Here is a 13830-nt window from a genome sequence, read left to right as displayed (position 1 = left end):
GTAAATATAATTCGCTAAACTCACACAAACTCCTGCAAATCTTTCAAAAGTTTTGTCAGTTTATGTTGAAATGTCCTTCGATCCTCATCTGTCAGTGGCTTCGGACCTTTCCCATAATGACCTCTTTTTCTTGCTTTTGCATGAGTATGTCTAGAATCAAGCAGAAAATCGATGTCTTGATTATCAATTATTTTACCTCGAAAAGTAATAACACTGCAGTTCTTAGCAAGAGCCAGTGCAGCAAGTCCATAATCTTGAGTTACAACCACATCATGAGCACGTATATGATTCGCAATGTAAAGGTCGGCACTCTGATCGCTGCGATCCACTTGGATTACCGTTACCCCTTCTGCTGCCTCTAATCGATGATCAAATGAAGATACCATTAGCACATGCATGTCAAACCTAGGAGCTGTTTCTGCAATTTCACGTTTTACGGGGCAAGCGTCGCCATCGACTACAATTCGCCTTTGCATATCCATCACCCGTCTCATTTTAAAATTATGTCCGGGATATTATTATATACGCCTGAGACCATCCTAATTCCTGCCCAGGCATCAAATACGGCAAACAAAGAAAATAACACAGGACAGCGATATACGCTGTCCATTAATATATCCTTTGTTTCTCTTTATTTTATTTTGGCGATCTCAAAGTCCAGTATAGACCCCGCTCATTATTACCAAACCAACTTGGAGAAATCAGCGAACGATTTCAAGTCTTGATCGATAGAAGCGAGTAAGCCTAAGCGATTAGCACGGACAGCTTCGTCTTCTGCCATAACCATGACAGAATCAAAGAATTCGGTGATAGGCTCTTTCCAGGAGCTAGCCAAACTTAGGGCCTTTTCCGCATCATGACGAGCAATAGCTTCTTGGTAAGCAAGAGAAGTAGCCTTCCATGCATCATATAGTTTACGCTCTCCAGCCTCCACAAATACCTCTTCACTAACCGAAGCATTAGAAGCTTTAGCCGCCAGATTACCTACACGATTAAAGGAGTCCACTGTTGTCTTGAAATCATTTTCAGAGACCACAGCATTCATCAAAGCAGCTCCGCGGCGCGTAACGGATACGATATCATTGTACTGAGCACTAATCACTGCATCCACTACGTCATAACGCATCGTTTCAGATAAGAGTTTTTTGACCCGTAAACCAAAGAACTCTTGTAAATCTTTACGTATTTCATCAGCCGGACGTTTCATAACTCTCATGCTTTCATGAACGCCGATTCCAATTTCGAAAATATCATCCAATGTTACTGGCAGTTCATGCTCATAAGCAATCTGTACGATACCAGCTGCTTGACGACGTAGAGCATAAGGGTCTTGTGAACCCGTTGGAATAATACCGATAGAGAAACATCCTACGATCGTATCTATCTTATCAGCAATACTTACGATAGATCCAATCATCGATGCTGGAACATTGTCGGAAGCTGATCTTGGTTGATAATGTTCAAAGATCGCTCTAGCTACCTCAGCACGTTCCCCTGCTTTCAAAGCGTAATCTTCACCCATAACACCCTGCAATTCAGGGAACTCATATACCATCTGTGTCACAAGATCAAACTTACAAATATCAGCTGCACGGCTGACCGATTCAACCTGATCTGCTGGGATATTCAGCTTCGCTGCAAGCGCATCTGAAATTTTGCGAATACGACGAACCTTATCTCCAACCGTACCCATTTCTTCTTGGAAAACGATACTTTCAAGTTTGGATACTGCATCTTTAATTTGCAATTTTTGATCTTCTTCGTAAAAGAATTTCGCATCCGACAAACGTGCACGAAGGACTTTCTCATTCCCTTTTGCAATCACATCAAGCGATTCTTTTCCGCCGTTACGTACAGTGACGAAATATGGCAACAGTGTACCTTTGTCGTCAAACACAGGGAAATAACGTTGATGTTCACGCATAGAAGTAATCAGTACATCCTGCGGAATATGAAGGAATGAAGATTCAAACGTTCCGTATAACACCGTTGGAGTCTCAACCAGGAACAAAATTTCTTCGAGCAAATCTTCTTTAACACCAATTGTCCAGTTTTTCTCTTTAGCTAGCTCTTCGATTTGTTCCACAATCATCGCACGACGCTCTTCAATATTGACAATTACATGCTCCGAACGTAATGCTTCAACATAAGCAGAAGGCTCTTTTATCTCGATTTCTTTTCCTAGGAAACGGTGTCCTCGCGTAATATTGCCTGAAGTTACACCCGCAACTTCTATAGAGACAACATCCGTCCCAAAAAGCGCGACCATCCAGCGGATCGGACGAACGAATTTGAAATCATAGGAAGCCCAGCGCATAAACTTAGGGAATGTCATGGCATGTAAGATTTGCAACAAACCTTCTGCAATGACTTCAGAAGTTTCCGTACCTTTGCTGCTTTTCGTTGCGTAGATATATTCTACTCCGCCAAGTTCTTTAAACGTAAACTGCTCTGGAGAAACACCCTGGCTTCTCGCAAAACCAAGTGCCGCTTTGCTCCAATTTCCGTTTTCATCAACTGCAATTTTGCGTGACGGTCCTTTTACTTCTTCTTCAATATCCTCTTGCTTTTCAGCAACGTCTTTAATAATGACAGCCAAACGGCGTGGTGTCGCATAAGCTTCTACAGCACCATGGTTTACCCGGATACTGCTCAGCCATTTCTCCATACGGTCCTGAAGCTGCTCAATCGCTCCGCGCACAAATCTTGCAGGCACTTCTTCCAGACCAATCTCAAATAGTAGATCTTTAGACATGATCCGCACCTCCTTGCTTAATCAATGGGAATCCGAGCTTCTCGCGCTCCGCTAGATACGTTGCAGCGACTTGACGCGCGAGATTACGTACTCTCGTAATATAGCCCGTCCGTTCCGTTACACTAATCGCTCCACGCGCATCTAGAAGGTTAAACGTATGAGAGCATTTGAGCACATAATCATAAGCTGGGAATACCAGATCCTGATCCATTGCCTTTTTTGCCTCTTCTTCATACATGTTAAAGAGCGTGAATAACATACGAACATCAGAAACTTCAAACGTATATTTAGAATGTTCCACTTCCGGTTGATGGAATACGTCTCCATATTTCACATCACCTACCCATTCCAGATCAAATACATTGTCTTTGTCCTGGATATAGGATGCTAGACGCTCCATTCCATAAGTGATCTCCACAGAAACAGGATTTGTTTCAATTCCGCCTACTTGTTGGAAATAAGTGAACTGTGTAATTTCCATACCATCAAGCCATACTTCCCAGCCAAGACCTGCACAACCAAGAGAAGGATTCTCCCAGTTATCTTCTACGAAACGGATATCATGCTTATTCGCATCGATACCGAGCGCTTTGAGGCTGTCCAGATATAGTTCCTGAATATTGTCAGGGGAAGGTTTAATAATGACTTGAAACTGATGATGTTGATACAAACGGTTCGGGTTCTCTCCGTATCTTCCATCCGAAGGACGTCTTGACGGCTCTACATAAGCTACTTTCCAAGGTTCAGGTCCAATCGAACGAAGGAAAGTCATTGGGTTCATTGTACCTGCGCCCTTTTCCGTATCATATGGCTGTACAATAATGCATTCTTGGCCTGCCCAGAACTCTTGCAGCGTTAAAATCATTTGCTGAAAATTCATATACTTCTCTCCTTTTTCATCAGCTGTAGGACAGCAAAAAACCCCCGCCCTACGCCTGTTATACAGACGTAGGGACGAGAGTTAATCCCGCGGTTCCACCCTACTTGATTACCCTCAAAACTCAGGAGGAGCTTCTAAAGTAATCCACTTTTCCGTATCATGTTCTGCTCACGAGTGCCTTTTCTTGAACAAAACCTGCCGGACTCTCACCTGCACCGACTCGCTAGTTAAGGTTTGTCTGTTCAGTACTTTCTCGATCAACGCATGTCTCAAAGAGACTATTATGATTCATAATAACTTAGTGATAATGCGCTTGTCAAGAAAACATCCAGAAAGCCATTTATAAGTCTAGAATTTATAAACCGTATTTCTCCATCTGATCAAGAAAATGACGAGATTTTAGTTTTAAGGCTAATTGCTGATCCATAAAAGCACGCATGATCACCTTAATTTCAGCCTTTGTCTCTTCACGTACAGAGATATTGCCAAGACGCTGTAAATCCAGCGCTGAAAATAAACGTAACAACTTTAGAGCCCTTGGGGTTATATTCATAGCCGGTGGATCAAAGTGTTTACACGCACGGCATAGAACGCCTCCAAGACCCGGACTAATGAAATATTCTTCATCCGGTCTCTCCCGTCCGCAGGAAATACAAGCTTGGAGCTCAGGTGCATATCCAGCGGATTGTAATATTTTCATTTCATAAAGATGAATAATAATAGCCGGATCTTTATCTTCTTGAAGGGCCCCGAGGCATGCCTTTAATTGTTTGAACCAAAAGGTCCCTGTTTCATCATCCTGCAGCACCCGATCCAATAACTCACAAGCATAAGAGGCAAATGCTGCCTTTATAATATCCTCACGCAGTAGATGGTGAGATTCAATTATTTCGCCTTGATTTAAGGTACCAAGTCCCTGATTACGAAAAAAAACATATTCCCCATACGTAAACGGCTGTGTCAGGGCAGCATGACGGCTTTTTGCCTTTTTAGCTCCACGAACAAGAACTCCTACTTTACCTCCACTTTCGGTGCAAAGCGTAATAATCTTGTTCCCTTCGCCGTAGTCCATACTGCGGATGACGATCCCTTCCACCCTGTATAGCATGTTTCGTCCCCCACAAGCCACTCCTGCCGTACCTTACTAAGATTCGATCTGAATCGCATCTAAAGGCTCAACCTCCCCTTCAGCTTCGATTCCTACCTCATCTAGGACAGATGCACAAGCTTCTTTGTACAGCAAGTAAGCATCAACATCTCCAGTCTTTGCAAAATACGTCCACGAAAAATCTCGCATAAGTATTCATCCTCTCTTGTGGAAATGACTTGATAAGCATCTAAGAGATAGGATGTACAAGGGAGTTCTTTCTATGCGCAAAATAACACTGGAAGTGTACGGCAGAAAAGGCATTTCTCAAATATTCAAACTATTTACGCGTCTCGATGAAAACCTAAATCACGGAGAACTCGGTCTTGATTTCGCCAGTCTTTTTTCACTTTTACCCAAAGTTCCAAAAATATTTTAGACCCGAGGAGTCTTTCAATATCGTGACGAGCTCGCTTCCCTACTTCTTTAAGAAGAGCACCTTGTTTACCGATAATAATTCCTTTTTGGGAATCACGTTCCACATAAATCACTGCAGATACATACACTGTCCCATTTTCTTGTGCACGCATTTCTTCAATGGTAACAGCAATGGAGTGAGGCACTTCCTCACGCGTCATATGCAGAATTTTTTCCCGCACGAGCTCAGCAATAACAAACTGCTCCGGATGATCTGTAATTTGATCTTCAGGATAATACTGAGGACCCGCCGGCAAATACTTTTTAACTTGATCTAAAAGTGTATTTACGTTATTGCCATGTTTAGCTGATATAGGAACGATCTCGGCAAATTCATGCAGCTTTCTGTATTGTTCGATTAAAGGTAATAGAGCTTCTGGCTCGATTTGATCGATTTTGTTCAACACAAGGATTACAGGTGTTTTTACATCTTTCAACTGTTCGGCAATAAAGCGGTCACCGCCGCCCATTCCTTCCGCAGCATCGACCAAAAATAGAACCGCTTCTACTTCTCGAAGCGTATTAAGTGCCGTCATATTCATGAAATCGCCCAGTTTAGATTGACGTTTATGAATACCTGGTGTATCTAGAAAAACGATTTGCATATTGTCAGCGGTGTATACCCCATGAATTTTATTTCTCGTTGTTTGCGGTTTATCGGACATAATGGCAATTTTCTGCCCGATGACTTGATTCATTAAAGTGGATTTACCCACATTCGGTCTACCGATAATGGCTACAAAACCGGATTTAAATTCTTTTTTTGACATATTTCCTCCAAATTAGGGCTGAGCCCTGTACATTGATTTTATACTTTCGCAAGATCTTGAGGTCCGAATGCCCCTGGCAGTAGATCGGAGACGGTTGTTTCCACAATGTCACCTTTCAGATTTCCTAAGTAAACAGGCATATCTGGTTCACACAATTCAAACATCACCTGACGACATATACCACAAGGAGAGATAGGACCTTCTGTATCTCCTACGATAGCTATTGCTTTAAATTTTCTAGGCTTATGGCCGCTCGCGATTGCACTAAACACAGCCGTCCGCTCTGCGCAGTTACTTGGACCGTAAGCTGCATTTTCAATATTACAACCATGATAGATATGGCCATCTTCCCCAACCAGTGCAGCACCCACTCCAAAGTGAGAGTATGGGATATAAGCTTTCTTACGAGCTTCAATAGCTTCTTTCATCAAACTTTGCTTATCCATATATCTTACCTCTTTCTAGAACGAAATGTTATTTATTTTAGAAAGCCCATGTAATCAGCGGCTCCCAAAAAACAAACATTGCAATAATCACGGCAAAAACCGCCGCCAGCAGCACAGCTCCAGCAGCGGTATCTTTAGCGGATTTTGCGAGCAAGTGAAACTCAGGGGAGGCAAGGTCTACGACCCGTTCAACAGCGGTATTAAGCAGCTCTGTTATCATCACACCAGCAATAGCCACACAGATGAACATCCAGTCCACCCGCGAAATATGAAAAAATAGGCCCGCAACAACAGCAAGGAGAGCACACCCCGCATGAACACGCAGATTTCGCTGCGTTAGAAAACTTTCAATTAAGCCCTCCATTGCGTTACGAAATACATCACCCCATGAGCGCTTCTTCATTATCGACTGAGCCCCACCTCAGCAAGAACTGTTTCCTGTTTTCCCATCATTTCAGCTTCACTAGCTTCGTCCTGATGATCATATCCTAACAAATGGAGAAAACCATGCACAAACAAAAATCCGATCTCACGATCAATAGAATGACCGTATTCTTTGCTTTGAGCAATCGCAGTCTCCACCGAAATAATAATATCTCCAAGGATTTCAGGAAGATCTATAGCTTCATTCTCACCAAGATCATAAATAATATCCAGTTCTTCATCAATTGATTCATTCATGGCAAAAGAAAGTACATCGGTAGGACGATCGATTCCCCGATACTCCTTATTCAGTTCATGAATCTCTTGATCTGTTACAAAAGTGAGGGCGACCTCACCATCTGTAATCTTCTCCATCTCGGCAGCTTTTTCAAGCAACCTTTCCAAAGTCCCAATCAATTCTTCCGTGATCTCAACAACCTCTTGGTTATTATTCCATACGAGTTGCACACTCATTTTCGTATGCTCCTTATCTGTATACTCTATAGTTAATCATAATAAGCTGTTAAGTCTAAAGCAATGGCTACCCGCTCTCACTTAACTTTTTGGTTTCTTTATCTCTTCCGGATATTCAATTCGAGAATGGAAAATGCCCATTACCGCTTCTTTTAACGTCTTCGACACAATATCGAGTTCACGCATGGTCAAATCACAATCATTCAGCTGATGATCATCGAGCCTGCTTTTTATAATCTTCTCAATCATCGTTTCCACCTGTTCTACCGTCGGTTTCCGTAAGGAACGAACTGCGGCTTCCACGCTGTCTGCAATCCCTACGATAGCTGCTTCTTTGGACTGAGCTTTAGGACCTGGATATCTAAAATCTTCTTCGGTAAAATCAGGTTCTACTCCCGCCTCTTCTGCCTGCTTCATCGCCTTTTGATAGAAAAAGTGCAAGAAGGTTGTTCCGTGATGTTGCTCTGCAATATCACGAATCCGCTTGGGAAGTTTATAATCTTTTTGCATCTCCACGCCATCTCTTGCATGAGCGATAATAATGGACTTACTAAGCTTGGGATCCAGTGTATCATGTGGATTTTCCATATTGTTCTGATTCTCGATAAAATAAATCGGACGTTTTGTTTTTCCGATATCGTGGTAATAGGAACCCACTCTGCATAAGAGGCCATCTGCACCGATCGCTTCAGCAGCCGCCTCAGACAAGTTACCTACCATCACACTATGATGATAAGTTCCCGGTGTTTCTGTAAGCAGTTTACGTAATAGCGGGTGATTCGGATTCGACAACTCTACAAGCTTCAAAGCGGATAAAATTCCAAAAGTAGATTCAAAGAACGGCATAAGACCAATGGCAAGAATCGCCATCAGAATTCCACCGGCAAAAGCAAAACCTACTCCGTATAGCGCATTGGTACGATCCCAATCTCCATCTCCCAGGATCGAAAGCATGAAGACCACAAGCGAACCAATCAAAGACACCATAATGCCGCTTTTGAGCAAAGTAGAACGCTGGCTAGCCTTGTCCGTAGCAAAAATAGCAACAAAGCTGACAATGACAGTAAACAATCCAAAATTGAAGTCAAAATTTTCGTTTTGCTGCGTATTTAGTATAATGCTGGCTACAATCCCAAAAATAATAGCAGAGATATAGGCCAAAGGTATATCGAGCAGCAGGGTAATTAACATGACTCCAATCCCTACCGGAGCCAAGTATCCGACGAATACTCTACCATCTGTCTGAAGAAAAGCAACTAAATGCATACTGCCTATCGTAATCACAAATACACATAACAGCATGAGCAGCTGCGCATTGTTATATTTGAACTCCGGATTACTCATTTGCTTCATGTACATGAGTATGCCTAACGACAGAAACAGCGACAGTAACAATAAACCAAACTGCGGCCAATAATTTACTTCATCACGCAAAAGTTTATTATCTGAAAGCAGCTTGTACACTTCTTCAGTAATAATCTCCCCTTTGGCTACAAGCGTTTCCCCTTCTTCGATGTAAACAGGCGGCGTATTCTCCCGCGCCTTCGCTTTGGCTTCTTTTGTCGCCTCTTCATCGTAGAATTTATTTGATGTAATAACAAATCGGGTAAGTTCCTGAACCACCTCACGAGAAGTACGGTCATTAAGCGAGCTTGTATTGACCATTTCCGCTACTTTTGCACGTGGAATAGATGCATCTGTAATCTGGTCCACCATAAGCCGAGAGACAAGCTCTCTTGCCACAGGTTTCATCTCTTTAATCTGATCTGAAGACAGTCTGGCAATTTTGATATAGGTCTCTTCTGGAATACGGTAAGACTGTCCTTCGGTTACTTTACGAATCTCTTCGAGCAGTGGCTCGGAATAAATACCGGAACTTCGATTATTGTTAATAAAATTCGTTACGGAGTCCCTTAGTCGCTGCGGAATTTCTTGTTTATAAATTTCAATCTTGTCGTCACTTGAGATATCGTCCTGATTTAAACGGTCAATACGGTCAAGTATGGATGTAATTAAACTTTCATTACGTAAGGAGACATATTGATAGATCGGCTGAACACTTTCAGCCGCCTGTTCCTGTGCCAGCGCGCGTGCTTGGTTATCTTGAATCTGCATCGGCGCCTTAATTTCTTTTTCACTACGTGTTCCCTGCTGAATATCATAACGCTCAGGCAACAGGCTCGGAGACAAACTAACATAGAACAGAATGAGCATAAACAAAAACAGAAGATAGCGGGCTCCCCTGCTATTCTTCCATCCCATTTTCTTATTCTGAAAAGACTTGTCTTTAGACAATTCCTTAGGGGTCACCTGAACAATCCCTTTCTATTCTTGATTTTCTGCGGCTCGGTCGTAAGCGGTGATGATTTTCTGCACAAGGGTGTGCCTTACCACGTCAGTTTCAGCAAAGTAAACAAATCCAATCTCTTCTACACTGGAAAGAATCGATTTCGCTTCTATCAGTCCTGATTTCTTTCCTCTAGGCAAGTCGATTTGCGTTACATCACCGGTGATTACCATTTTGGAACCAAAACCCAAACGGGTCAAAAACATTTTCATCTGTTCCGGTGTGGTATTCTGCGCTTCATCCAAAATAATAAAAGAATCATCCAATGTACGGCCACGCATATACGCCAGTGGTGCAATTTCTATCAGGCCGCGTTCAAGTGCTTTAGCCGTTTGATCAGGACCCATTACATCATATAGCGCATCATATAGCGGACGCAGATAAGGATCGACCTTTTCCTGAAGATCACCTGGCAGAAACCCGAGGTTCTCTCCTGCTTCGACTGCAGGCCGGGTTAATACAATTCTCTTCACAGAGCCTTCTTTTAACGCAGCTACAGCGAGAACAACAGCAAGATAGGTTTTCCCTGTACCCGCAGGTCCAATTCCAAAGACGATATCCCGTTTCTTGATGGTCGTAACATAATGCTTCTGCCCAATCGTCTTCACACGAATCGGTTTACCACGAAAGGTAGTTGTAATTTCGCCTTTAAATAAGTCAAGCAGCTGATCGGCTCTGAAATCTTTGGCAAGTTCGGTTGCGTACTGGATATCTCTTTCGGAAAGAATGTATCCATTACGAATTAATTGCAATAATACTTCAAATAGCTGTTCCATTTTCTCAACTTCATTTCCGTCGCCCCGAATGGTGATTTCGGCTTCACGTGAATCAATCGTCACTGGAATTTCGGACTCCATGAGTTTAAGAAAAGTGTCCTGCGGTCCAAATAGAGATTGTCCTTCACCTGCGTTCTGAAGAGAGATGCGTATGCTGCGATTATGTTCTGTCAAATAACCTCATTCTCCTTGATCTTCAACTTGGTTATAAACGAGCGGTAATTCCACCGCGATACTTTCTTCTACTTCGAAAAGCACTTTCATATAAACTTTACCATTCTCTTTCTTCTCATGCAAAATTTTTTCGCTGATAATCTTAGTACCTTTACCGTTTTTCGCTAAAATATCATTTCTGGCTGCTTGAAGGCCTTGCTCTTTCACAAACTCTTCACCAAGAGACTGCTCTTTATACAACGTTTCACGGTCAATTTCAGTCATCCAGCCCACTGAAAGTTTAAAAGAGCGCCATTTCAGCGGGTCCACTTCGGTAATTGTCTCAAATTTGCTGTATGGAGTATCTCCATAGCCCCAGAACTGGACCGCTCGATTTCCGAGCACAAGGAAGCGGCGTTCTTTGGACTCTCCTGTATAAGTGATCTGCTTTTGCAACAAAGGTACTTCAATATTATATTCATGCCAAACAAGCCCCTTTACTTCCCCTTTGGCTACGACATTCTGTGTGTTCTCTTCGTCCCCAAGAATACCTGATATAAGTACAGCGCCCTTCTTAACCCGCATATCTTTCTGAACTACGGGTCTGCCTTGTTCTGCATAAATTTCAGTGATCACAGCATCCGTCTTGCTGATCAGATGTCTTGGACTCATTAGTGGTTTCTTCTCTGGTTCATCCGCTTCAACGACCTGGATCGTAACTTTGGTTCCTTCCCGGAGTACACCGATCCATGAAGCTGCAGGGAGCTGCTTCACCATGTCCTTGGCCAGCTCGTCCTGTTCCGGAAGCCGAAATGATAATTGAAAAGGATATAACCCTTCTTTACGAGCTACTTCCAGAATTTCTTCTTCTGGTATTTTTATATTCCCTTCTACTTCTACGTCCCATATTAGTGCAGACATGGAAAACAGTAAGACGAAGAATAAAATGGCGCCCGTTACAAACAATTTCCGTTTTAGTAGTCTTGCCGTGAAAAAAGGGAGCCCAATACGCTGTTTTACACGCACTCGGCAGCCTGTCCGTTTCAAAAGCGGGCGAAGCTCAAAGAAATCGTTCACCAGAATATTCATACTGGCACTGCGATTACCTATTGCTTTAATCTCCCATACATTCAGACCATGCTTCGCCATTTCATTAATCATGGCTTCGATGTCGCCCCCGAGAAGTACAATATGAACAGTTCCCCTAATATTGGCCAAGCTCGGTGTTTTCACTTGACATCCTCCGTTCCGATATACTGAATATTTTTAATATGGCCTTCTACCGCTACTTCTTCAGGCATAATATTCCGAATGACAAGCTCTGCACCACTTACCTCGAGTCGTCCCACAGACAGGTCGAGCACAAGTTTATCTTCGGAGAAATGTACAACACCGCGGTGGTTCTCTATGTATAATTGCTTACTTCCGATCAGGGTTAGCCTCGGCATGTCAAAAAGAACATCCTGCGGCAAATCGAGTACTTCGCTGGTCCATTTGCGCAAATTGCGACTGATCCGGGTCATTGAGCTGGTCTTCCCCCTTCCTGTACTCTAAACCATATGCAGGAAATCGTTGCTTTATGAGGGATTCCATGACAAAAAGCCGCCTTTCTCCATTAAGAGAAAAGGCGGCTCATTAGTTAATCAAATATTAATACTTATTGCGAGAATGATAAGGACGTTTTGCCCGCGGCGGTCCTAATACTTCTGCCCAAATAATCCCTTTGCGAATATCGGATGGGTCAGCAAATAACTTTTCCTGTTCATCCGGCTTTTGAGAAGATTGTGCCCTAGAAGCTGCCGCACGCCGTGCGACTCTTGCCGCTTTTTCAGACTCATCTTTTATTCTTTCTAATCGTAGTCTCTCTACTTCAAATGTTCTACGTTGTTGCTCCATTACATCATGCTGAGATAATTCTTCATCTGGAGAATTATCTGCAGCGTTAGCGGAGTATGGAGACTGAGAGAGGGTAGCAGGAGTATCATAAGGATTGCGATACTCTTCCTCAGGAGATTCCATAGGACCTTCAGGAAGTGTAGACTCTCTAGAAGGCGGTCTTCCCGATGTGCCATTCCCTCTCGATTTATTCGCTTTATTCAAAAACGAAATGAGCGCAAAGCCAATGACAAATACGAAGTAAATATTACTGCCTAACCATTCCAGAAGGTTCATCTATTTCACCACCTTATCTGTTTTGGTTATGATCATCCTGGTTTTTCTTGCTTTCTTCCGGCTTCGCAATGGCACCACGCATCTCTGTATCTGCCTCGATATTGCGATAATTCATATAATCCATGATTCCAAGTTGTCCGTTTCGGAAAGCTTCTGCCATCGCGAGCGGCACATCAGATTCTGCTTCTACAACGCGAGCTCTCATCTCAATAACACGTGCCTTCATCTCTTGCTCTTGAGCAACCGCCATCGCGCGTCGTTCTTCTGCTTTTGCCTGAGCAATTCGTTTGTCTGCTTCAGCCTGTTCCGTCTGCAGATCAGCCCCGATATTTTTACCAACACTAACATCGGCAATATCGATAGAGAGAATCTCAAATGCAGTACCTGCATCTAGACCTTTCTCAAGTACGGTACGCGAAATTCGGTCCGGATGCTCTAGAACATCTTTATGGGAGTTAGAAGCACCGTTCGTACTTACAATCCCTTCCCCTACACGGGCAATAATCGTTTCTTCACCCGCACCACCGACGAGGCGATCAATATTAGCACGAACCGTTACACGTGCTTTAACTTTTACTTCAATCCCGTCTTTTGCTACCGCAGAGACGACTGGAGTCTCAATTACTCGCGGATTAACACTCATTTGAACAGCCTGAAGCACATCACGACCTGCAAGGTCAATCGCTGCAGCACGTTCAAATTCAAGTGGAATGTTCGCACGCTGTGCAGCAATCAGGGAGTTAACCACTCGGTCTACGTTACCTCCTGCAAGATAGTGACTTTCCAGTTGGTTAATGTTAAGACCAAGTCCTGCTTTTGTAGCTTTAATGAGCGGATTTACAATCCGACTAGGAACAACTCGACGTAGTCTCATAGCTACAAGGGTAATAATGCTTAATTTAACACCGGACGCAAGCGCCGAAATCCAGAGCATTACAGGGAAAAAGCTAAAGAACACACTTAATATGATGACCGCAACAACGGCAATTAACAAAATAGCTACCCAACCTGATTCAAATACCATGTAATAAATTCCTCCAACAAATTGTTTTTTTAAAACTAGATCATCA

General features: G+C 43.0%; 15 protein-coding genes. All 15 read right to left on the bottom strand.

What is annotated here, in order from left to right:
• Window positions 1-20 precede the first annotated feature (20 nt).
• The 15 genes from H9647_RS05985 to floA all read right to left on the bottom strand — a co-directional run bounded on the left by H9647_RS05985 (window position 21) and on the right by floA (window position 13784).
• Window positions 21-482 (bottom strand): YaiI/YqxD family protein, encoded by a 462-nt coding sequence (locus H9647_RS05985; RefSeq protein WP_191798854.1) that lies wholly within the window; start codon window positions 480-482, stop codon window positions 21-23.
• A gap of 197 nt (window positions 483-679) precedes the next feature.
• Window positions 680-2755, bottom strand: a complete 2076-nt coding sequence (gene glyS / locus H9647_RS05980; protein WP_191798853.1) for a glycine--tRNA ligase subunit beta — start codon at window positions 2753-2755, stop codon at window positions 680-682.
• Window positions 2748-3635, bottom strand: coding sequence for a glycine--tRNA ligase subunit alpha (gene glyQ, locus H9647_RS05975; protein ID WP_191798852.1), 888 nt, complete (start codon window positions 3633-3635; stop codon window positions 2748-2750). Before glyQ ends, glyS begins: the two co-directional genes overlap by 8 nt.
• Before the next feature lie 355 nt (window positions 3636-3990).
• Window positions 3991-4743, bottom strand: a complete 753-nt coding sequence (gene recO, locus H9647_RS05970) for a DNA repair protein RecO (RefSeq protein WP_191798851.1) — start codon at window positions 4741-4743, stop codon at window positions 3991-3993.
• A 36-nt stretch (window positions 4744-4779) separates the two neighbouring features.
• Window positions 4780-4932, bottom strand: a complete 153-nt coding sequence (locus tag H9647_RS05965) for a YqzL family protein (protein WP_191798850.1) — start codon at window positions 4930-4932, stop codon at window positions 4780-4782.
• 134 nt (window positions 4933-5066) lie between these two features.
• On the bottom strand, window positions 5067-5969 hold the full coding sequence (era, locus tag H9647_RS05960; RefSeq protein ID WP_191798849.1) for a GTPase Era: 903 nt from the start codon (window positions 5967-5969) through the stop codon (window positions 5067-5069).
• 38 nt (window positions 5970-6007) lie between these two features.
• Window positions 6008-6415 carry a cytidine deaminase gene (locus tag H9647_RS05955; protein ID WP_191798848.1) on the bottom strand — a complete coding sequence of 136 codons (408 nt, stop codon included), beginning with the start codon at window positions 6413-6415 and terminating at the stop codon, window positions 6008-6010.
• Window positions 6416-6452: 37 nt separating this feature from the next.
• Window positions 6453-6818 carry a diacylglycerol kinase family protein gene (locus H9647_RS05950; RefSeq protein ID WP_191798847.1) on the bottom strand — a complete coding sequence of 122 codons (366 nt, stop codon included), beginning with the start codon at window positions 6816-6818 and terminating at the stop codon, window positions 6453-6455.
• Window positions 6818-7312 (bottom strand): rRNA maturation RNase YbeY, encoded by a 495-nt coding sequence (gene ybeY, locus H9647_RS05945; protein ID WP_191798846.1) that lies wholly within the window; start codon window positions 7310-7312, stop codon window positions 6818-6820. The genes H9647_RS05950 and ybeY overlap by 1 nt, the downstream gene beginning before the upstream one ends.
• Window positions 7313-7393: 81 nt before the next feature.
• Window positions 7394-9622, bottom strand: coding sequence for an HD family phosphohydrolase (locus H9647_RS05940; RefSeq protein ID WP_191798845.1), 2229 nt, complete (start codon window positions 9620-9622; stop codon window positions 7394-7396).
• 15 nt (window positions 9623-9637) lie between these two features.
• Window positions 9638-10609 carry a PhoH family protein gene (locus tag H9647_RS05935; protein WP_191798844.1) on the bottom strand — a complete coding sequence of 324 codons (972 nt, stop codon included), beginning with the start codon at window positions 10607-10609 and terminating at the stop codon, window positions 9638-9640.
• A 6-nt stretch (window positions 10610-10615) separates the two neighbouring features.
• On the bottom strand, window positions 10616-11821 hold the full coding sequence (gene yqfD, locus H9647_RS05930) for a sporulation protein YqfD (RefSeq protein WP_191798843.1): 1206 nt from the start codon (window positions 11819-11821) through the stop codon (window positions 10616-10618).
• Window positions 11818-12111, bottom strand: coding sequence for a sporulation protein YqfC (gene yqfC / locus H9647_RS05925; protein WP_191798842.1), 294 nt, complete (start codon window positions 12109-12111; stop codon window positions 11818-11820). The genes yqfD and yqfC overlap by 4 nt, the downstream gene beginning before the upstream one ends.
• 127 nt (window positions 12112-12238) lie before the next feature.
• Complete coding sequence (locus H9647_RS05920) at window positions 12239-12760, bottom strand: hypothetical protein (RefSeq protein ID WP_191798841.1); 522 nt, start codon at window positions 12758-12760, stop codon at window positions 12239-12241.
• A 13-nt stretch (window positions 12761-12773) separates the two neighbouring features.
• Window positions 12774-13784, bottom strand: coding sequence for a flotillin-like protein FloA (floA, locus tag H9647_RS05915; protein WP_160034114.1), 1011 nt, complete (start codon window positions 13782-13784; stop codon window positions 12774-12776).
• Window positions 13785-13830: the final 46 nt, after the last annotated feature.

The sequence above is a fragment of the Paenibacillus gallinarum genome, from assembly GCF_014836635.1.
Classification (GTDB): Bacteria; Bacillota; Bacilli; order Paenibacillales; family Paenibacillaceae; genus Paenibacillus; species Paenibacillus gallinarum.
Note: the sequence above shows the minus strand (reverse complement) of the source record. Positions and strands in the feature narration are given on the sequence as shown.